Source organism: Chryseobacterium tongliaonense (genome assembly GCF_041224435.1).
GTDB classification, from domain to species: Bacteria; Bacteroidota; Bacteroidia; order Flavobacteriales; family Weeksellaceae; genus Chryseobacterium; species Chryseobacterium tongliaoense.
The window spans coordinates 78,761-99,002 of sequence record NZ_JBGFFD010000009.1; the positions used below are offsets into that span (position 1 = coordinate 78,761).

A 20,242-nucleotide genomic window follows, 5' to 3' on the forward strand; every position below is an offset into this window, starting at 1 on the left:
TCAACACGACCCGTCATTATTTATATTTTTATCTTCCGAACATGCTATCGTCCTTATCGGTTCTTGTGCCGTCTTCCAAACGATATTCCTTCAACATTGGATGGTATCCGAGATCTTCCATATTTAAAATAGGTCTCAGATCCGGATGTCCTTTGAATTTAATTCCATAGAAATCATACGTTTCTCTCTCCATCCAGTTGGCTCCTGCATACAACTCTACAAGTGAATCTACTTCAATGTTTTCTCTTGACATGAAAATTTTCAGACGGATTCTGAAATTAGCCATCATGTTGTGTAAATGATAAACAACACCTATTTCTTTCTCCGGAAATTCAGGGTAATGGATTCCACAAATATCGGTAAGGAAATTAAATTCAAGCGATGAGTCTTTAAGATAATGAATTACCTTCTTAATATCATCTTTTTTAATTTCGACTGTCAGCATTCCATAAGGTTCTGAGCTTGAAATTACAGATTCCGGAAATTCTCTTGTGATGGCTTCTAATACAAATTCGTTTGTCATTTCCGTTTAGTTGCTTATGTTGTAAGAGTCTAACAATTTCTGGTATTCAGGCATATCTCTTCTTCTGATGCTTTCGCTTTCTGCAAGAGCCTGTACCTGCATTACGCCTTCAATGATCTGCTCCGGTCTTGGCGGGCATCCAGGAACATATACGTCAACCGGAATAATTTTATCAATTCCCTGTAATACGGAATAGGTGTCAAAAATACCACCACTGGAAGCGCAGGCTCCCACGGCAACTACCCATTTCGGTTCAGCCATCTGGGTGTAAACTTCTTTTAGGACGGGTCCTAATTTCTTAGATATAGTTCCGCAAACCATCAACATATCTGCCTGTCTTGGTGAGAAAGAGTTTCTTTCCATACCAAATCTCGAAGCATCATAAGTCGGGTTCAGGGTAGCCATAAACTCGATACCACAACAAGAGGTTGCAAATGGTAAGGGCCAAAGAGAAAATTTTCTGGCCATCCCGATTACACTGCTCAGTTTCGTTGCGAAAAACCCTTCTCCTTCAAATCCTTCGGGAGCAGGTGCATCTGTTCTTATTATTGGTTTTTGATCTGACATTTTGTTAAATTATTTAAAGATTGAAAAGATTTAATGATTAAAAAACTAGAATGATTTAAATCTTTAAATTTTTGAATCTTTTTAATGTTAAAAATTATTTATCCCAATCTAATGCGCCGCGTTTCCAGACATAGAAAAATGCGACAAAGAAGATGGCTACGAATGTAAGCACGGCAAGGAATCCTTCAAATCCGAATTCTCTGAAGTTTACAGCGTATGGATAAAAAAATACGATTTCAATATCGAATAGTACAAACAATACCGCAGTCAGGAAATATTTGATAGAAAACGGTGTTCTTGCATTTCCTTCTACAGGTACCCCACACTCCCAACTTTGGTTTTTTACAGAATTTCCTTTCTTCTGTTTTGGACCCAGAAAATGTGCTCCAAGAAGTGAAACAGCTACAAAACCGACTGCAACACCCGCTTGTATAAGGATTGGAATATAACTTTCAGGTAAATTCATTTTTGCATTATTATCTCAATTTGCAAATTTAGCGAATAAAGAAGAAAGCATGAAATTAATCAGCTTAAAAGTAGGATCAAAATTAGGAAAATCACTAATTTAGAATCAATAAAAATTAGCTGTTTGATAATTATCTTTTGTGTGCAGGTTTCCCCTTTTTTCGTACCTGGTGTCAATAGGTGTATTCCATTTGAAATATCTATTAGTTTTGTGGAAATAAATATTTATTTCAACTACTTTTTATATTATTTCTTCATTTTTTTAAGGAGAGAAAATGCCATAAAAGAAATATAGCCGAAAAGAATACTCGCATAAGCTATGTTAATGATTGTATTCATTTTATCATCTTCTACCTTGAAAAAGAAATTGTAAATGATAAATCCTGCGATTAAAATGGCGAAAATGATTAAGTGCGGCTTCATGTTTGTGAGTTATAAGTGATGAGTTATGAATTATGAGTTGCGTGATTCGGGTGTAAGGTTTAACGTTTAAAGTTTAAAGTTTAAAGTTTTGAGTTTAAGGTTTTGAGTTTATGATCATATTTTTATGATTTTAATAAATGTAAATGGTTTCTGATGCCAAATAAAATGAGTGTAAGTTTTTTAAATGACAATTTAACTCAAAACTTATAACTTATAATTCATAACTCCTAATCAATTGTCAATGAGTATGTTCTTCTCCTTTTGTGATTCACCGGATTGTAATCCTGCCAAAGGACCTGTACGCTTTTGTTTTCTTCTAATTCAGGATTCGTTTCGGCAAAATTAATTCCCATATTGGTAAAGCGGACGAAGATTTCTTTAAAAATAATGGCTGTAACACCACGTCTCTGATATTCCGGATGAATACCAATGAGGTAGAAATTGGCACGGTCATTCTTCTTACTTGCCTGTAAAAAATGCCACCATCCGAATGGGAATAATTTTCCTTTTGATTTTTGTAAAGCTTTTGAATAGGATGGCATTGTAATGGCAAATGAAACCAATTCCTCATTTTCATCCACAACACAGATCACATAATTTTTATCAATGAAAGGGAAATATTTTTCTTTATACGTTTTTATCTGTTCATCAGAAATCGGCGTGTAAGTGGAAAGATGCTTGTAAGTTTCATCCAGTAGTTTAAACATAGGCTCTACATAAGGCAAAATCTCTTCTTTTGATTTGAAATGTAAAACTTTAAGCTTGTATTTCTGAGCGATCAGTCCACTGAATTTTTCCACTTTTTCCGGTAAGACTTTCGGGAAATTCATTTCAAACTCTACCCATTCTTTTTCTTTTGTCATTCCGAGAGCTTCAAGATGTTTAGGATAGTATTCATGATTATAAATTCCGATCATTGTAGCCAGCTTATCGAAGCCCATGGTCAGCATTCCTGCTTTATCAAGATTGGTGAAGCCCATTGGCCCTTCAATTTTATCAATGCTGTTTTCTTTCGCATAGTCTATGGCTTTTTGAATCAGAGCAGCAGAAACCTCCCGGTCGTCAATGAAATCGATCCACCCGAAACGTACTTTTTTAATGCCTAATTCTCTTTCTTCTTTATGATTGATCATCACGGCAATCCTTCCCACTACTTTATTGTCTTTCAGGGCAAGGAATTGTTTCGATTCCGAATAGTTCAAAGCCGGGTTTTCTTTTGCGTCCCAGATTTTAAATTCATCTTTAATAAAAGACGGAACATAATAAGGATTGTTTTTGTACAAATCCATTGGAAACATGACAAATTTCTTTAAATCATTCTGCGTTTTTACTTCAATAACTGAAACTTTAGACATAGCTTTATGAGGGTAATTTAAGGACAAATATAATTAATAAAATGCAATACTTTGGCACAGTTTTTACATCTTAAAGGATAAAAAATTTATTTAAAATGACGGGTTATTATATTATTATTGGAATTTCAATGCTTGTGAGCTGGTATGTCTCGTGGAAGTTGAAATCCAAATTCGAATATTATTCCAATGTACATCTCAGAAACGGGCTTTCCGGAAAAGAAGTGGCAGAAAAAATGTTGCGCGATAACGGAATTAATGATGTACAGGTGATTTCTGTTCCGGGACAGCTTACAGACCATTATAATCCTGCAGACAAAACGGTAAACCTTTCAGAAGGTGTTTATATGCAGAGAAATGCAGCTGCGGCTGCGGTGGCAGCTCACGAATGTGGTCATGCCGTACAACATGCAGTCGGGTATTCTATGCTTCAGCTACGTTCCAAACTTGTACCTGTTGTCAATATCAGTTCAAGTTTAATGCAGTTTGTTCTTATTGCAGGTATTGTGATTATGGCTGCAACAAGATCGATTGATAACCCGAATGGAAATGCAACGGTTTTAATGATTGGTGTCATTATGTTTGCCGTGACTACACTTTTTGCTTTTGTAACGCTTCCGGTAGAATATGATGCGAGCAACAGGGCTATGAAATGGCTGAAAGATACAGGAACAGTGACAGCAGAAGAATATGTAGGTGTTCAGGACAGCTTAAAATGGGCAGCGAGAACATATCTTGTAGCAGCGATAGGATCTTTGGCACAGCTTCTTTATTGGGTGTCGTTATTGATGGGCAGCAGAAGAAATTAATCAGTCTGGAAATTTAAAAGAAATATTTTGCATCTCGGATAGTTTTTCTGAGATGCTTTCTTTTTGGGCTATTTTTAAAGAAGCTGTCAGAACACAGTTTTCATTGGCATCGAAATCCAAAACTTTAGCATCAAATTTTGATAAAAGCGTGAAGATGGTATTCTGCTGATTAAAATTAAAATGAATTTCAATCCGGGTTTCTAATTCTTTTGTAATGATATGTGCTTCTTCCAAAGTAATTTTTGCAGATTCTTTGTAAGCTTTTACCAATCCGGAAACCCCCAGTTTTGTACCGCCGTAATAACGGACAACAATTACCAGAACATTAGTGATTTCATGGGCCAATAATTGATTGTAGATGGGCAATCCGGCACTTCCTGACGGTTCCCCATCATCATTTGCACGATAGTTTTCACCATTCAGTCCCATCCTGAAAGCGTAGCAATGGTGAGTAGCTTTGGGATGCTCTGTCCTGATTTTTTCCAGCGCATTTTTAAGCTCTGCTTCATTACCGACCGGAAATGCAAATCCGATAAATTTGCTTCCCTTTTCTTTCAATAAAGTATTTTCTATGGGTTTTTCTATGGTTTTGTATTCAAACATATTCGCTCTGCAATTAATGCTGCAAAATTAAGCTTTAGAATTAACTATTCATCAATGTCACGGAAAAGTAAATCAATAAAAAAGAGCGTTTCCGCTCTCTTTATCAATGTATATTTAGGCTGTTTTAACAGGCTTCCGGAAAAGATCCTTCAATCCAGGGTGGTGGGCAGCTCATGCTTGAAGGGTTTGGACAGCATTGTAACTGCAATTCCGGCGGATAAAATGTACAGCATTTTCTGATTCCTCCGGTTACCTTTTTCAGGTTTTGACGGTTGATTTTCTTTAGATTTTTCATAATAATTTGATTTAGCTTTAACCAAATTAATAATTTTATTTCAAATCATAGTGATTATTTCTAAATATTTTATTTTTTCACGAATGATAAAAATAAATGCTATTATCTCTCAAAGACCGGATTTCGGAAGGCTGATGGTTAAATTCAGGAGCTTTTGTCCCGTTTTCAAGTTTTAAGTTTTCATTTTTAATGACTATCGCCTCATCCCAAAGACCGGCATCAATAAATTGCTGTAGAGTAAAACGTCCGCCTTCAATGATAACTGATTGAATCTGCTGTTTATATAAAGCATCCATCAGATCCGGAAGGAAATTTTCTTTTTCTGTTTTAATAAACCGGATGTGTTCTTCAATATCTTCCTTAATCCTGTTGAACACCAGTGTTTTGGATTCGTTGTTGTAAATTTTAAAATCTTTCTGAACTTTTAAATCGAAATCAATTAGAATTCTGACCGGATTAGTTCCTTCCACATTTCTTACGGTCAGGCCCGGGTTGTCATTCAATGCTGTTTGTGTTCCAACTAAAATAGCATGCTCATCAGCTCTTAACTGATGTACGAATTGATTCACCAGGGAATTTGAAACAGGGTAGGGCTTAAAATCTTTGTCTAAAAAGCCATCACCCGATTCCGCCCATTTCAGAATGATATACGGTCTTTTCTTTTCATGATAAGTGAAAAATCTTTTGTTCAGCTCAATGCATTCTTTCTCTAAAACTCCTGAAACGGCTTCTATCCCTGCATCCTGAATGATCTTTTTGCCTTTTCCGTTTACTTTATCGTGTGAATCCATTGCTCCGATCACTACTTTTTTGAATCCGAGTTCTTTAATTTTCAGGGCACAGGGTGGCGTTTTTCCGTAATGTGCGCAGGGTTCCAGGGAAACATAAATGGTAGATTCGGGAATGAGATCCTTATTCATTACGGAATTGATTGCATTAATTTCTGCATGGTTTTCTCCTGCTTTATGATGATATCCTTCCCCAATGATCTCGTCGTTATGTACAATTACACTTCCTACCAACGGGTTGGGATAGGTTTTGCCCAAAGCTTTCTGAGCAAGTTCGATACATCTTTTTATGTAAAATTCGTCTTCCATATTGAATGAAAAAGGCGAAGCCAAATTGCTTTGCTCCGCCTTTTTAAATTTTAAAATATATTATTCTCCGGCAATGATGCTGTGAAGATTTTGTTTTAAGGTTTCCAGATGAGCTTTTTTCTCATCGATCGAGTTGAAAGTATCTTTCAACAACGGATTGTCTTTTGACGGGTTTTTGAAGAATGCCAGGTTATTTTCCAGTTTCACGATTTCAGCTTCAAGATCAGAGATTTGGCTCTTGATTTTTCTTGCTTTATCTGTAAGCTGGTTTTCGGATAAACCTTCTTCTTTAAGTTCAAGCTCGTTGATTTTATTCAGCTTCAGTTTTTCCCTTAAAGTCTTGTTGAATTCTGAATTGATTGAAATTTTGTCTCTCGGAACCTTCCCGATATTATTCCATGCTGTTTTAATGGCTTCAATCCTTTCGATGCTGCCTTCTTCGTCAGTCACTGTTTTCAGGTCTTCAAGGATGTCTTTTTTATTCTTGTAGTTTTCTTTCCAGTTGTCTGTAGAAGCATTGCTTTTCTCTCTGTAGTTGTTGAAAAACGTATTACAGGCATCGCGGAACTCGTCCCAGATTTTATTGGTCATGCTCTTCGGAACATGGCCGATCTTTTTCCAGTCTTCCTGCAATTTTTTGAATAACGGAACAGCAATATCCCATTCTTCATTGTTCATATTGTCTTTAGCGGTCTGGATCAGTTTTAATTTTTCATCCAGGTTAGCCTGTTGAGATCCTTTTAAAGATTTATAGTAATTGTTTTTCGTCGTATTGAAAGCTCTGAGTGTTGTTTTGAAATCATTCCAGTTTTGGTTGGATGATTTTCTCGGAACACTTCCGGTTTTTAAAAAGTCTGAACGTAAATCTTCAACTCTTCTGATCGCATTCTGCCAGTAATTATGATTAGGCGTTTCACTCGGCTCTGAAAGCTTTTTGATTTCTGCGATGATCTGATTCTTCTTTTCGAAATTGGCGATCTGTTCAGATTCTATAGCTGCAGACAGTTCGGATTTTCTTTCGTGAATTTTATTAGAGATTTCTTTGAATTCCTCCCATGTTTTTTCACGGAATTCTTCTGCTACCGGTTCAGCTTCTTCTTTCCAGAGTTTATGAAGATATTGTAATTCATTTAATGCTTTCTGAATAACCGGTTCGTTTTCAAGCTCTTTGGCACGGGCAATAATGTGCTGCCTTTTTTCAAGATTGTGACTGTATTCCTGCTCTAAAAACTCTTTATTCAGATCCAGCATCTGATAGAATTGATTCAGGTGGTGGAAATAATTGTTGTTCAGGATTTTGAATTCAGATTTTGCAACCTGCCCTGCATTTGACCACTCTTCTTTGATCTCGCGGATTGATTTGAATAGATTAACGCCAGGCTCGGAGTTGGTATAAAGGTTTTTAAGCCTTTCAATAATATTCTGACGGTGATCCAGGTTTTTTTTCTGCTCTTCTTCCTGTCCTTTCTGGAAATCATCGTGCTTTTCCCTGAAAATATTTACCAGAGCGGAAAATTTAGCCTGTAAAGGATGCTCGTAGCTGAAATTTTCAGGCGCATTACCGGCGTCAGTATATTCGTGCTTTTTGTCTTCCACTTCATCGTGGATGTAGTGACTTGCTTTTTCTTTGAGGAGATTGAAATTTTTAAAATCTTCACCTGCATTGGGAGCGTTGATGATTTTTTCCATTTCTTTCAAGGCATCAGCTAAAGTGATATCAGCATCTACAGGATCTTCCAAATGCTCAGTCTCTTCTTCATGTACATTTTCATCTTGAGATGGATCGTTTTGTGATGTTTGTTCTTGAGGTACTTCAGTAGAATTTTTGTTTTCTTCGTTTTCAGAAAGATTGTTTTCTGTAGTCATAGCAAATCTTTTATGTGAGTGGCGTTTAATATCTTTTTAAAATAAAGCTGAAAAGCCAAATATGGTACTAATTTATGTTATTTTTTTTGAAAATTCCAAATTTCCCAAGCTTTTTCTGCTTGCTGCTCAAGCATGTAGTAACCGTTCACTGTTTTTGCTCCTTTTTCAGAAGCATTAATGATGAATTGGGTGTAATTCGGATTGTATATTAAATCTATAATCAGATGCTCATTTGAAAGCCCTTCAAAAGGAAAATCAAGACAGTCTTCCACATTTGGGAAAGTGCCTACAGGAGTGGTCTGGATAATAAGTTTATGATTTTGAACGGTTTCTTTATCAAGGTTTTCAAAATTCAGTTCTGAGGTTCTTGCAACGGTTTTTGAAGGAATCCCATGTTTGTCCAGGATATATTTTACTGCTTTTGCAGCACCTCCGTTTCCAAGGATCAAAGCGGAAGTATGATGGGCTTTTTTATGGAGCAGCAATGTCTTCTCAAACCCGAATGCATCTGTGTTGTATCCTGTTTTTTTACCATTTTGGATGACCACACAGTTGACGGCGCCGATTTTTTCTGCCTCATCACTTAATTCATCCAGATAGCCAATGATTTTTTCCTTGTAAGGAATGGTTACATTAAAACCTAAAAGTTCAGGTTTTGAAAACAGGCTTTCTACTTCATCGATTTCATTAAGGTCGAAGATGTCGTAAGAAAAGCCTTTAAGCATTAATTTCTGAAACTTGTCTTCGAAAAATTTTTTAGAAAAAGAATAGGAAATATTTCTTCCTATCAGACCTAATTTTTTATTGGAATCCATCTATCAAAAATAAAAAAAAGACCGAATAAATCGGTCTTTAGTTTGAAATATTTTTTGTTAATCTACAATGAATTTTGTAGAAGCCTTATCGGTTTTAAGAATATAAATTCCTTTCTGAACTCCTTTAAGATTGATCTTATTGGAATTTTTGAACGGATGGGCAATTGATTCTATCAGTTTTCCGGACAGATCATAGATTTCAGCTTTTGAAACTTTGCTCAGGTCTTCACCTTTTACAAACAGTTCGCTATTTTTAACCGGATTAGGATACACACTGAAAGATGACTTACCTTTTGTAATATCTGAAGTGGCTAATGTAGCGCACGTCCAGCTCAGGTCATCCATTGCTACTCTGTTATTGGTAGAAGGATTCGTTATTTTAATTACTGCATTTCCAGTAACATTGATTCCGTTGATTGTTGTGGTTGTTACAGTAGCACTGTAAGGGATTGTTCCGACAACAGTTCCGTTTACTTCAACGTTAAGAGTTCCTGAAGTCCCTGAATATTTCAGTTGAGTGGTCAATGTTAAGCTCTGAACTCCGCCTGAAATTGTAGAGCTTGTCAGGTTTCCGCCTCTGATTGTAATTGATTTTCCATTAATGGTTTCATCAGTTCTTGCAAATGTGGCTGCCCAGGTGATATTATTGCTGGTCCATGTTCTGTCTGCATAAGAGCTTGCACTGGAAGTAGGAATAGCGTCAAAAGTTTCTGTTCCACAGCTTCCGCCTACAGGTCCTGCCAAAGTAGTTCCCGTAGCAGTATTACTTTGTGGTGATGAATTTCCGGCTGCATCTTTTGCAATAATATAGAAGTTATATAGTGTAGACGGAGCCAATCCCTGAACGGTAGCAGTAGTTCCTGTAACGGTTGTGTTTAAGGTCCCGTTTACATAAATTTCATAACCTGCCACTCCGATATTATCAGTCGCTGCAGTCCAGTTTAGAACCATTGAATTTGAAGTAGGGTTGCTGGCCGTTAAATTCGTTGCTGCTGTAGGAGCTTGTGTATCTGCAACCAGTGTTCCCCAGATTGAATTGGCATATTCCGGATGGTCTATGAAAGGGTTTCTGTTTCCCTGATAAACGTAAGATGCATTATTTCTGGTAATTTCTGTAGGCGATACAGGATCTGCTGCATTCCATGCCAATAGCTGGTTAAGCTCCCAAGACTGAAGTCCCGGAAAAGCTGATCCGCCAAGCATATTTCCTGTGTCAAAAGATGAAAGCTGTGATTCATATCTTGTTACAAAATAGAAAATCATTCTGGCAACATCTCCTTTGAATGCATCAATCGGCTCAAAAACAATTCCTGAATATCCCGGGGAAACTGAAGTTCCCAGTTTAGAATTATTCATGGAAGTGAAAGATGTAGAACCTACTTTCCCGAAAGGATAATTAGATCTCATTCCGTTTACTTTTCCATCTGTAGCACGGATAAAGTGGATATCCGATTTCATAGGTAAAGCTTCATTGAAGAGACTTTGAGGAACAATATGCTCTCTGTTATAGCAATCTCCTTCATTGCTGTAATTTCCGCATTGGTTAGTTCCATAAGTGAAATTATAAGGATCAGCACCGTTTGGGTTTTCAGAATAAATATCTAAGATTGTATTATCGTTTTCGTAAGAAGTATCACGGTCTGTGGTTGCATAGCCTCCCCATAATCCATTATAGCCATGATCCTGCTGATTGGAAATAATCTGGCTTAATTTAGTTTTAAGAGCTGCACCTGTTAAGCCGGCAGTTCCGTCATAATATCCCGTAGGAATTTGTGCAAATGCATTCGAAAATGCAAGGCTCAGTAAAAAAGTGAATAAAATTCGTTTCATTTCAAAAAAAATTGGGCGGTAAAGGTACAAAAATGTGATTCCGAAGAATATTAATTTTTAGTAATATACTCTTTACTTATCTTTGAAAATACCCACGAAATGATGAATCCGAATAAGGAAGCCGTAATGGCTACAATGAAATAATTTTTGCCTACGATTTTTACCGGGAAAGGCAGAGTCTCATTGGCTTTGAAGAATCCTGAATACAATTGGAAATAGCAAAGAACCGTTCCCAGAATCAGTCCTGAAATAATTCCGCATATCACAATAAGAACCCCGGTATAAAAGTACATTCTTCTCAACTGAATTAATGGAAGCCCCATTGAAATCAGAGATTTGGCCTGTTCTTTTTTATCAAGCTGCAGAATAATAATAGCTCCTGCAAGATTAAATGTCGTAATGAAAATAACGAGTGCAAAAATCAAATAGATGAAAAGCTTTTCCGTATTGATCATCTTCCAGAATGCGGCATTTTCCTCTTCTTTGGTTTTAACTTCAATATTCTTTCCTAAAGATGAAAGGAGCCTGTCTTTTACAACATCAGCGTTTTCCGGATTGTTTAGTTTGATAACAATCTGATAAGCCGAATTTTTAGGTAAGCTTAATAATTCTTCCGTCAGTTCTATCGGAGAAATAATATAATTGTCAAGCTGATCTTTCCCGGGGAAAACACCGGTTACGATGATATCTTTTTTATTGTAAATGTCTTCTTCTTTATTGATGATCCCGGTTCCCGGCTTTGGCATAAAAACCGTGGCATAATCCCGGTTAGAATTTACAGGGATGGATAATCTATTGTCCAGGGAGTTTTCCATCAATACTTCATTTGAGTATTCAAATCCAGGATAGGAACCGTAAAAAACGTCTTTGTCAATAGGATTTACCTTGGTATAAGCGGAATCAACCCCTCTTAAAAAGGCAATATCACCTTTTCCGTTGTAGCTGATGTATACTTTTTCTTCGATAATTTTGGAAAAGCTTTTGATTTCCGGGTTGCTTTTTAAAACCTGGTTCACCTTGTTCAGGTCTTTGATGGTTTTTCCGGAATTGCTTTTAATGGTAAGGTCTGCATGCAGGTTGGAAATCAGTTCTTTATTAAGATCTTCCAGGCCTGAGAAAACAGAAATAATCACAAACATTGCAGTGACGGCCACGGTCATAGCTCCAATAGCCAGCCACGTAATAAACGTAACAGCGGTACTCCCTTTTTTGGCTAAAAGGTATCTTGAAGCGATATAAAATGCAATGTTTCTCAATTCTTATAAAACAGGATTGTCACCTTCTCCTCTCAGTTCTCTTTCAAGTTTTTCAACATCATCAAGGGCTGTGTCTAAGTAAAAATTTAATTGAGGGATTACCCGAACTTGTTTTGCCATCTTCTGGCCAATAAAATTCCTGTACTGGGCTTTATTTTCTTCTATCTCTTTCATGACAGGAGCACGGAATTCCTGAGGGAAAATGCTTAAATAAATTTTTGCAATTCCTAAATCGGCAGATACTTTTACATCCGAAACACTTACCAGAATACTTTGTTTGCTTTCTGCAGCCTGTTTCCTGAAAAGCTCCGCGAAGTCTTCCTGTATAATCTGTGCTACTTTTCTTTGTCTGTTACTTTCCATAATTTCTGCAAATTTAGTACTTTTGTTTGAATTGCTCAGTTGAAATTTGATCGCTGTATCAAATTTACGATTTAATTATAATTTAATAGTATTTATGAAGTTAGAACATATCGGTATTGCCGTAAAATCTTTAGGAGTTTCTGATGAACTTTTTGAAAAACTTTTAGGAAAAGAGTCCTATAAAAAAGAGACCATAGAAAGGGAAGGGGTTGTCACTTCTTTTTACGGAACCGGGGAAAGTAAAATAGAGCTTCTGGAAGCCAGCAATCCGGAAAGCCCGATCGCAAAATTTATCGATAAAAAAGGAGAAGGCATCCATCATCTGGCATTTGGTGTTGAAAACATTCTTGAAGAGGTTGAACGATTAAAAAAAGAAGGTTTTCAGTTTATTTCCGAAGAACCGAAAGAAGGTGCAGATAATAAATTAGTTGTCTTTCTGCACCCGAAATCCACCAATGGCGTGCTGGTAGAACTTTGTCAAGAAAAGCAATAAAAAGTTTTGTAGTGAAATAAATTTTGCTATTTTTGCAATCACAAAATTTAACCAAGTTTTGAGGTCCTATAGCTCAGTTGGTTAGAGCACCTGACTCATAATCAGGTGGTCCCTGGTTCGAGCCCAGGTGGGACCACAATAAAAAAGACACTCACAGAAATGTGAGTGTCTTTTTTTATTATTTAAAACCAAAGCATATTAATTCAGGTCTATAGATATTGAGTTAGGAAACTATTAAAACAACAAACATTTAAATCCTTAACTTTGCAACACCAACGGTCATTGAACCAAAATAGTCTACCAGAAATTATACCAACAATCAAAAATTAAAAACGATGTCCATTACAAACGAATCTGAATTAATCGGGATGCAGAAAGCCAGTGAAGCGGTTGCCTATACTTTGAAAGAAATGATTAATTATGCTCAGCCGGGTATGACGACAAAAGAGATTGATGAATACGGAGCAAAGATCCTTTCTGATTTTGGAGCAAAATCGGCTCCTTATCTGACTTATGGTTTTCCGGGATGGACATGCATCAGCGTGGATAACGAATTTTGTCACGGTATTCCTACAGATCAACGGGTTTTAAAGGAAGGGGATTTGATAAATATTGATGTTTCGGCAGAGCTCAACGGATTTTGGGCAGATAATGGGGGCTCTTTTATCATCGGAAAGGATATTCATCAGCATCAGAAATTGGTAGACGCTTCCAAAGCTATTTTGCAAAAAGCAATTAGCAATATAAAAGGTGGCGTAAAAATAGCAGACATCGGTTTATTAATGGAAACCGAAGCTAAAAAAAGAGGCTTCAGAGTCATTAAAAATCTTGCCGGACATGGTATCGGAAGAAGCCTGCACGAGCAACCTGACGAACTGTTCAATTATAAAAACCGTTTTGATTCCAGACGATTCAAGAAAAATTCTGTAGTTGCTATTGAAACATTTATCTCAACCTCTTCAAATCTTGCCGTACAGCTGAATGATGGCTGGACCATGGTCGGAAATAATGGCGGTTATATGGCTCAACATGAACATACGATTGTGGTAACCGACGGGAAGCCCATTATTTTAACTGAAATGAATGAGATATTGAATTAATACAGGAATAAGCTGATGTTTCATTAAATAATTCAATATGAAAAAAGCAGGAATTATCGGATATGGCTGGCTGGGCTCGAGAATAGCAGAAAGGTTATCGGATAATTATAAAATTTATACCACAACAACTTCTCCCGATAAAGTTGATCTCATTCATAATAAAGGATTTCAATCAACATTGGTCAATTTTAATGATAATGGATCTGATAATATGCCAAATCGATGGGATGTTGTAACAGATCTGGATGTATTGATTATTACAATTCCGTTTTCTGAAAAAAGGTCTGGGGTAGATGCCATACGAAATAAGTTTCAAAAATTAGTTTCGTTTATCGGTGATTTTAACGGGCAGATTTTTTTGATGAGCTCAACAGGAGTTTATCCGGATATTCCGGTAGACTTTGTTGAAGATGATTTGTCTTCTGAGAAGGTTTTGACTGAAAGCTTAGCTAAAAACAAATATGACCAAATAAATATCTTAAGGTTAGGCGGACTGATGGGTGATGGTAGAATTCTGAAAAATTTTAAAGTTTCAAATCCGCATGCTGTTGTCAACCATATTCATTACTCAGATATTTGTTCTGTAATTCTCAGAATGATAGAAAAACAATTACATTCAAAGCTTTATAATGTGGTGGCACCTCTTCATCCAACGAAACAGGAAGTGTTGGATATTCAGAATAATATTACTTTTATACAAAATAAGGTTTCTGAAAAGAACAGAACAATTTCGCCTTTAAAAATGATTTCCGAGCTGGAGTTTGATTTTCAATATCCGGATCCAGGATATTTCCATATATGATAATACGGATAGATACTGTATTTTACACTTATTATTCTGGTTTCTTTAAAGATCGGTTTTTATATTGCAAAGAAAATTATGAGTTGGATATATCTAAGATGAGCAAAGTTTTTTAATCTATAAAATATATTTTCAAAAGAAATGCTTCATAGAAGTCTTGCTGCTTTTCTTTGTTTTTTTTAAATAGAGCGGTCGGATTTTAAAAGCTTTGCGTTAATAAAAAATCATTAGTGAATTACCTGGGAATATTAATAAAAAAATAAACTCTTTGATGTATCAATTGGAAAATCAAAGAGTTTAAAGTTTATTATGTCTGGTAATTAGTTTTACTTTCCGCCGCCGCCGCTTTTCTCTACATCTGTTTTGGTGTTTTCCTTCACTTTCTGGTTTCCGAAACGTTTTACGAATGAAAGAGAAAATCCGTACCAGTCAGATTTTGAAGCATTTCGGAAAGTTCCGGTCTGGCTGTAGGTCGTTGCATCAAAATTAGGCCTCTGGAAAATATTCATGAGTTGCAAACTCACTTCCATCTGTGTTTTAGGGAATATTTTGGTCATAGAGATGTTGTGGAAGACATTGGTTTTATTGGCATAAGAATTTCCATTGTTCTGATTGGAAAGCTCAACCCACGCACTCAGATTGATATTTTTGTTGAAAAGATTGGTATATGAAAGGTTAGCAGAAGCCCCAAGATAATTGATGTAATTTCTGGCTTTCAGGTCATTTCTCTGGTTAAAATCACTGTTATCAATATAATACCAGCCAACTCCGATATTTACATTCAGCTTGTTTTTCAGAAAAGTCTGGTTGGTATTGGCAAAAAGATAATACTTCTCTACCTTTCCATTAAAATTGGCGGGTAATGTAACCGTTTGGCCGCCTTCTTCAATAAAGGTAGTCCAGTAATCCTGATCAGTAAACATATACCTTGCAGAAAGGAAATATTTTTTGAGGATTCCGAGTTTCATATACAGCCTGTGGCTCGGGTTGGGTTCTAGATCCATATTTCCGCGGGAAGCGATTCCTTCACTGGTCGGAATAAGGAAAGGGTTAAACTCTGAGTACCAAGGGCGCCAAAGATTACGGTTATACGTAAGGCTCAGGTCATATTTATCTGAAAAAGAATATTTAAGTAACAAATTAGGAAGGAATGTTCCGTAAGAATCCTTTCTTTCAGTACCGGCAACATCCTGTCTCATTTTATAATCAATATGCTCATAGCGGAGTCCGATTCTGGTTTCCAGTTTTTTGAAAAAAGTTTTGCTGTAGTTGGCGTACAGGGAGTTAATATTGTCCTCATAATGGAAAATATCATTTCTCCGGGGATTGCTCTGGCTGTTATCATACAGATCATTTGGAATTACATTATTGTTGAAATCCATTTTTCCTCCTACCTCAAAAGTGCCGCCGGATTTTCCCAAAGGCTGGGTGTAATCTACTTTTACATAATAATTCCGGGTCTGTTCATTGGAATTTGTTATAATTTGATTCACGGTGGGCGAGTCGCTGAATGTTTTTAAAAACTCATTCATGCTTTCCTGGGAATTGTAGTTGGTACCTAAATTGACATCCAGAATCCTGTTTTTCTCCTTATCATAATATTTATAAAAGACATTGGTTCCCAAAGTACGGTAACGCCCCGTTAAATCCTGGTCCTGATGATATGAATTCTCAAACACATTATTGAGGGATTTTGTACCGTCTGCATCAGAGGTAGAATTGTTTTTATTCTGATAATATTCCAGGATGAGCCCTACATTGTTTTTATCATTCAGTGCAAATTCCGAAGTGGAGGAGACAGACGGATTTTTGCTTTTGGAAATGGTTTCATTGTTGATCGTGGTAACGGCGTTATTCTCGTATAAGCTGTTAACATTAAGGTTTTTCTGTACCCATGTATTGTCACTGTAGCTTCCGATCAGGGTTTGGGTGAAATTTTTCTTATGATAATTGAGGTTAAGGTTGGTATACTGTGAATTTTTTGTGTTTTGTCTGTTATTGAAGGTTACACTTCCTTTCATTCCTTCATCATCCCTTTTCTTCAGGACGATATTGATCACCGATCCGGATGTTTCGTAGCGGGAAGACGGGCTTGTAATCACTTCAATTTTCATCAGGTTATCAGCTGGAATTGTGGCGAGGTATTCCTTTAATTCCTTACCTGTAAAAACAGATTTTCTGTCATTGATATAAACGGTAACCGCTTCACCTTCTGCTTTTATGGCGTCATTATTATCAATACTGACCAATGGCGTCATTCTCAGTACATCCCAGGTTGTATTTCCTGCAAGGATAGAGCTGTTGGCAACATTAAAAACCGTTCTGTCAACCTTCGATTCTACGGTTGGTTTTCTGACGGTCACTGTAACCGCTTCTATTTCTTTTTGCTTGGTTGTGGTATCTTTTACTGCCTGGGCAAAAGTAAGGGAACTTATTAATAAAGCGATAGGTGCTAAAATTATTTTCATTTCAAAAATGGAGTTTCATGCTTATAAGACACCTGTTACTAAGGATATGTTACACCTGATGGTGAAAAAAAACAGAAAATTAATATTGTATATCCTGATGGGGTATAATGTAACGGATTCAAAAAGAAGAAAAGGGTAATTATTTTAATTAGGGTTCATATCTGTCATTCTCTTTTAAGTCGATTAGTAAAAATTTGCATTTAGTGCGCTTTTGTTACGTATTAATTAAAAAATGAAAATATCAAATCATATTGTATTGTAAATTATTAATAGTTTCTTCCTTTAAGGTGATTAAATTATATTAAATTGATTTGATTTAACGATTAACCTGCTTTGAATTGTTTTAAACTTAATATAGAATTAATGTTATTTTTTATTTTTAAATTATTCTTATTTTCTTATAAGTAGTTAAATGTCTGATTATTTGTATGCTTTTAAGTTAAAAAGATGTATAAAAAATAAAAATTTTATAAAAATCACATTAAATTGATTTAATATTATTTCATGGAATCATAAAAAGTTTTATATTTGCATCAACGTAAGGGGAAGTTAAACATTGATTTTAAAACTTATGTGGTATAACAATCCAGGCATTAAACCCTGTCTTCCCCTTTTTTTTAAAACTAAAAAATGATAACCAGAAAAAAATTTCTAGCCCTAAGCTCATTAGGTGCTGTTTCTCTGTTTTTTCCTAATTTTTTATTTTCAAAATCATTTAAACGTACCAATATCATAGATGTTGATGCAGCTTTAAAAGAAGCTGCTTCTTTGCGTAGTACCGGGAAACTTGTGGAAGCAAAGAAAATTTATGATGATATACTTATTGGATATCCCGGCGAGGTCAGGGCTTATGATGGTTTAAGAAAAATTATTCTTTCCGGCGGACAACAGGAAGATGTCATTAAATTACTTAGTGAGGCGGTAAAAATTAATCCGGAAAGTGCTGACATAAAGCAGAGGCTTTATAGGGAATACTTTAATGCCGCAATGGGGAATAAAAAACTGGCCAGTACATTGGGGATTGAAGGCAGAGTATTGGTAGAAGTCCAGGAAAAGTATACTTCATTCCTAGAAGGACATTCAAACCATCATAATATTGCCAAACAGCTGGAGAAGATCAACAAGTTTGTAGAATGGAATGCAGATACGGAGAATCCTCATACGAATGTGCCATTAAAAAAATACAGGAAAGATCAATATCAGTATAACAAAAACAGGTTCAACGAGTACTCTACCGAGAAGATGAGTGCCAAGCTCGAGGAGCTTCTTTCCAAGCCTAATAATGATATCAGACGGCCGCACATCAGGGAAATGTATCAGCTGACTCTTAAAAAATACAGAAAAGAGAAAAATACAGATGTGGCATTGGAGTATGCCGTCAAATATTATGATACGGTTAACAAACAGGATCCTCTTTTTATAAAATACATCAGAGATCTGGCTAAGTATCAGAAAAAATACGATACGCTAATTGAACTTGAAGCCCAAAACCATAACATTAAAAAAACATTCTGGTCTGCGCTGGCATTATTTGATGCTCACCTGAGAAAAGTGGAAAACGACAATAGTCCCATACCTGCGGAAGCCAATACACTAATGGCTTTTCTGAAAGTTAATACGTTTTCTCCCGTTAAAAAGTTCGAATATATCACCAGACAAATAAAAGTTGATATTATTACAGGAAATTCTGATGCTGCCAGAAATAGCATATTGGAAGAAAGCAGGAATATGTACGGGATAACCAACCCGCATCTTATTGACAGAATGAATGTTTTAGCAGCTAAATTCCATGCTAAAAAAGGGGATAATGATGCTAAAGATATGATCATCAATATTGCTGTTAATCCGGGGTCATATACAGATAACCCGGATGAGATGGTAAAATCGCTGGCTCTGATGAATCTTAACAGAGATTCCTCCAATATCAGCCACCTGCAAAATTTACAAAAACTAATCAATAAACTATGAAGCTTAAGTTTATTATTTCCCTACTTTTTATGCTTTTCTTTAAATCGGTATATTCCCAATTACTGATTACTGAGGTATATTATAATACCCCATACAACGAAAAGCTGTATTTTCAGCATGATACTGATATTGTGAATGCGAACAAACACCATTGGGGTGAATTTGTAGAAATATATAATTTCAGTGACAAAGATGTTAATATGAATGACTGGTACCTGAGAGATCCGCAAGGGATTTTCTGGCTTCCCGAAAAGATAATAAAGAAAGGGGAGTTTATGGTTATTGCGTACAGTACATTCCCAACGGGTACGACTCCATTTACAGAACTTTTTTCTACGACGGTCGGAAAAGATGATCAGATAATCCTTCAGGACAGGATCATACTCAGAAATAAATCGGAACAAATTTCTTTAGGAAGATCTTTTAACGGAGCTACAATGCTGAATAAAAGTACCTACAGCTGGTCTCCCGGAGACCTCTTCAATTTTATTCCCAATATCTGGCAAACTCCGGCCTTGTTTTACACTGTTCAGTCAATACAATATAATCCTAATACAGGACAGTATCAAGGGATACCCAATCCGTTGGAAGCCGTTTATGTGCCTCCTACACAAAGCTATGATGATCTGGTGAAAAGTGATTTTCAGCAGTTTTACGGATTTCTCGATTGGAGTGATAATGTAAGCGCGTTATTAAATAATGTATGTCTTATCAATATTGAAAAAATAACCCAGAATCCTAATGGCAGTTATGACCAGGGATCTGTTTGCTTTACCTATGATGAGGCAGGAAATGCATTGGCAGGAGCAGGTTGTTCGTCTGAGACCACTCCGGGTTCTGAGCCTTCGGGATATACCACAGATGAGCTTGAAGCCATAAAAAACAGTATCGTGATTTCACCAAACCCGACCAAATCATCAAACTCGTATAATGTAACACTTACATGGTCTGGTCCGGCAATGAATAAGATCAATAATATTCAGGTATTCAGCTCTGTTGGTGTTGTAGTTTATGGTTTTGCTCCCGGAAACGGAATTAATACGACTACATTCAGCCTTCAGAATCAGCTGCCGGGTGCATTTATTGCAAATTTTGTGTTAAACACAGGACAGGTAATATCCAAAAACATCTTAAAATGGTAATAACT

The 20,242-nt window shown here is 36.2% G+C and carries 20 protein-coding genes and 1 tRNA gene; 7 read left to right on the plus strand and 14 right to left on the minus strand.

Annotated elements, in window-relative coordinates; translation table 11 throughout:
* Window positions 1–28 precede the first annotated feature (28 nt).
* The 5 genes from AB8P06_RS17260 to AB8P06_RS17280 form a co-directional block, all read right to left on the minus strand.
* Complete coding sequence (locus tag AB8P06_RS17260; protein WP_369843489.1) at window positions 29–523, minus strand: NADH-quinone oxidoreductase subunit C; 495 nt, start codon at window positions 521–523, stop codon at window positions 29–31.
* A 6-nt stretch (window positions 524–529) separates the two neighbouring features.
* Window positions 530–1,090, minus strand: coding sequence for an NADH-quinone oxidoreductase subunit B (locus tag AB8P06_RS17265; protein WP_007844976.1), 561 nt, complete (start codon window positions 1,088–1,090; stop codon window positions 530–532).
* A 94-nt stretch (window positions 1,091–1,184) separates the two neighbouring features.
* Window positions 1,185–1,556, minus strand: coding sequence for an NADH-quinone oxidoreductase subunit A (locus AB8P06_RS17270; RefSeq protein ID WP_007844978.1), 372 nt, complete (start codon window positions 1,554–1,556; stop codon window positions 1,185–1,187).
* 245 nt (window positions 1,557–1,801) lie between these two features.
* Window positions 1,802–1,978 (minus strand): hypothetical protein, encoded by a 177-nt coding sequence (locus tag AB8P06_RS17275; protein ID WP_369843490.1) that lies wholly within the window; start codon window positions 1,976–1,978, stop codon window positions 1,802–1,804.
* Between the two features lie 227 nt (window positions 1,979–2,205).
* Entirely contained in the window at window positions 2,206–3,333 is a 1,128-nt protein-coding gene (locus AB8P06_RS17280) for a GTP cyclohydrolase (RefSeq protein ID WP_369843491.1), read from the minus strand.
* Window positions 3,334–3,428: 95 nt separating this feature from the next.
* Between AB8P06_RS17280 and AB8P06_RS17285 the strand changes: the two genes are divergently transcribed.
* Window positions 3,429–4,139 carry a zinc metallopeptidase gene (locus tag AB8P06_RS17285; RefSeq protein ID WP_369843492.1) on the plus strand — a complete coding sequence of 237 codons (711 nt, stop codon included), beginning with the start codon at window positions 3,429–3,431 and terminating at the stop codon, window positions 4,137–4,139.
* On the opposite strand, the gene AB8P06_RS17290 is transcribed toward AB8P06_RS17285, so the two are convergent.
* The 8 genes from AB8P06_RS17290 to rbfA form a co-directional block, all read right to left on the minus strand.
* Entirely contained in the window at window positions 4,140–4,742 is a 603-nt protein-coding gene (locus AB8P06_RS17290) for an IMPACT family protein (protein WP_369843493.1), read from the minus strand. It lies immediately after the preceding gene.
* A 124-nt stretch (window positions 4,743–4,866) separates the two neighbouring features.
* On the minus strand, window positions 4,867–5,037 hold the full coding sequence (locus tag AB8P06_RS17295) for a bacteriocin-like protein (RefSeq protein ID WP_156104432.1): 171 nt from the start codon (window positions 5,035–5,037) through the stop codon (window positions 4,867–4,869).
* Window positions 5,038–5,114: 77 nt separating this feature from the next.
* Window positions 5,115–6,134 carry a bifunctional diaminohydroxyphosphoribosylaminopyrimidine deaminase/5-amino-6-(5-phosphoribosylamino)uracil reductase RibD gene (gene ribD, locus AB8P06_RS17300; RefSeq protein ID WP_369843494.1) on the minus strand — a complete coding sequence of 340 codons (1,020 nt, stop codon included), beginning with the start codon at window positions 6,132–6,134 and terminating at the stop codon, window positions 5,115–5,117.
* 60 nt (window positions 6,135–6,194) lie between these two features.
* A complete protein-coding gene (locus AB8P06_RS17305; protein ID WP_369843495.1) occupies window positions 6,195–8,000 on the minus strand; it encodes a DUF349 domain-containing protein in 1,806 nt (601 codons plus the stop codon).
* A 77-nt stretch (window positions 8,001–8,077) separates the two neighbouring features.
* Complete coding sequence (locus AB8P06_RS17310) at window positions 8,078–8,815, minus strand: shikimate dehydrogenase family protein (RefSeq protein WP_369843496.1); 738 nt, start codon at window positions 8,813–8,815, stop codon at window positions 8,078–8,080.
* A gap of 57 nt (window positions 8,816–8,872) precedes the next feature.
* Entirely contained in the window at window positions 8,873–10,645 is a 1,773-nt protein-coding gene (locus AB8P06_RS17315; RefSeq protein ID WP_369843497.1) for an endonuclease, read from the minus strand.
* Window positions 10,646–10,695: 50 nt separating this feature from the next.
* Window positions 10,696–11,901: an ABC transporter permease gene (locus AB8P06_RS17320; protein ID WP_369843498.1), complete on the minus strand. Its 1,206-nt coding sequence runs from the start codon at window positions 11,899–11,901 to the stop codon at window positions 10,696–10,698.
* Between the two features lie 3 nt (window positions 11,902–11,904).
* Complete coding sequence (gene rbfA / locus AB8P06_RS17325; protein WP_007844995.1) at window positions 11,905–12,264, minus strand: 30S ribosome-binding factor RbfA; 360 nt, start codon at window positions 12,262–12,264, stop codon at window positions 11,905–11,907.
* A 94-nt stretch (window positions 12,265–12,358) separates the two neighbouring features.
* Between rbfA and mce the strand changes: the two genes are divergently transcribed.
* The 4 genes from mce (at window position 12,359) to AB8P06_RS17345 (ending at window position 14,659) form a co-directional block, all read left to right on the plus strand.
* Window positions 12,359–12,757 (plus strand): methylmalonyl-CoA epimerase, encoded by a 399-nt coding sequence (gene mce / locus AB8P06_RS17330; protein ID WP_369843499.1) that lies wholly within the window; start codon window positions 12,359–12,361, stop codon window positions 12,755–12,757.
* Between the two features lie 62 nt (window positions 12,758–12,819).
* Window positions 12,820–12,893, plus strand: a tRNA-Ile gene (locus tag AB8P06_RS17335).
* Between the two features lie 199 nt (window positions 12,894–13,092).
* Complete coding sequence (gene map, locus AB8P06_RS17340; RefSeq protein ID WP_369843500.1) at window positions 13,093–13,857, plus strand: type I methionyl aminopeptidase; 765 nt, start codon at window positions 13,093–13,095, stop codon at window positions 13,855–13,857.
* A 37-nt stretch (window positions 13,858–13,894) separates the two neighbouring features.
* Window positions 13,895–14,659 carry a Rossmann-fold NAD(P)-binding domain-containing protein gene (locus AB8P06_RS17345; RefSeq protein ID WP_369843501.1) on the plus strand — a complete coding sequence of 255 codons (765 nt, stop codon included), beginning with the start codon at window positions 13,895–13,897 and terminating at the stop codon, window positions 14,657–14,659.
* A 326-nt stretch (window positions 14,660–14,985) separates the two neighbouring features.
* Here the strand turns inward: AB8P06_RS17345 and AB8P06_RS17350 are convergent, their stop codons facing one another.
* Window positions 14,986–17,127, minus strand: a complete 2,142-nt coding sequence (locus AB8P06_RS17350) for an outer membrane beta-barrel protein (RefSeq protein ID WP_369843502.1) — start codon at window positions 17,125–17,127, stop codon at window positions 14,986–14,988.
* 630 nt (window positions 17,128–17,757) lie between these two features.
* On the opposite strand from AB8P06_RS17350, the gene AB8P06_RS17355 reads away from it, so the two are divergent.
* Window positions 17,758–19,095, plus strand: a complete 1,338-nt coding sequence (locus AB8P06_RS17355) for a tetratricopeptide repeat protein (RefSeq protein ID WP_369843503.1) — start codon at window positions 17,758–17,760, stop codon at window positions 19,093–19,095.
* Window positions 19,092–20,237: a lamin tail domain-containing protein gene (locus AB8P06_RS17360; protein ID WP_369843504.1), complete on the plus strand. Its 1,146-nt coding sequence runs from the start codon at window positions 19,092–19,094 to the stop codon at window positions 20,235–20,237. The genes AB8P06_RS17355 and AB8P06_RS17360 overlap by 4 nt, the downstream gene beginning before the upstream one ends.
* Window positions 20,238–20,242 lie beyond the last annotated feature (5 nt).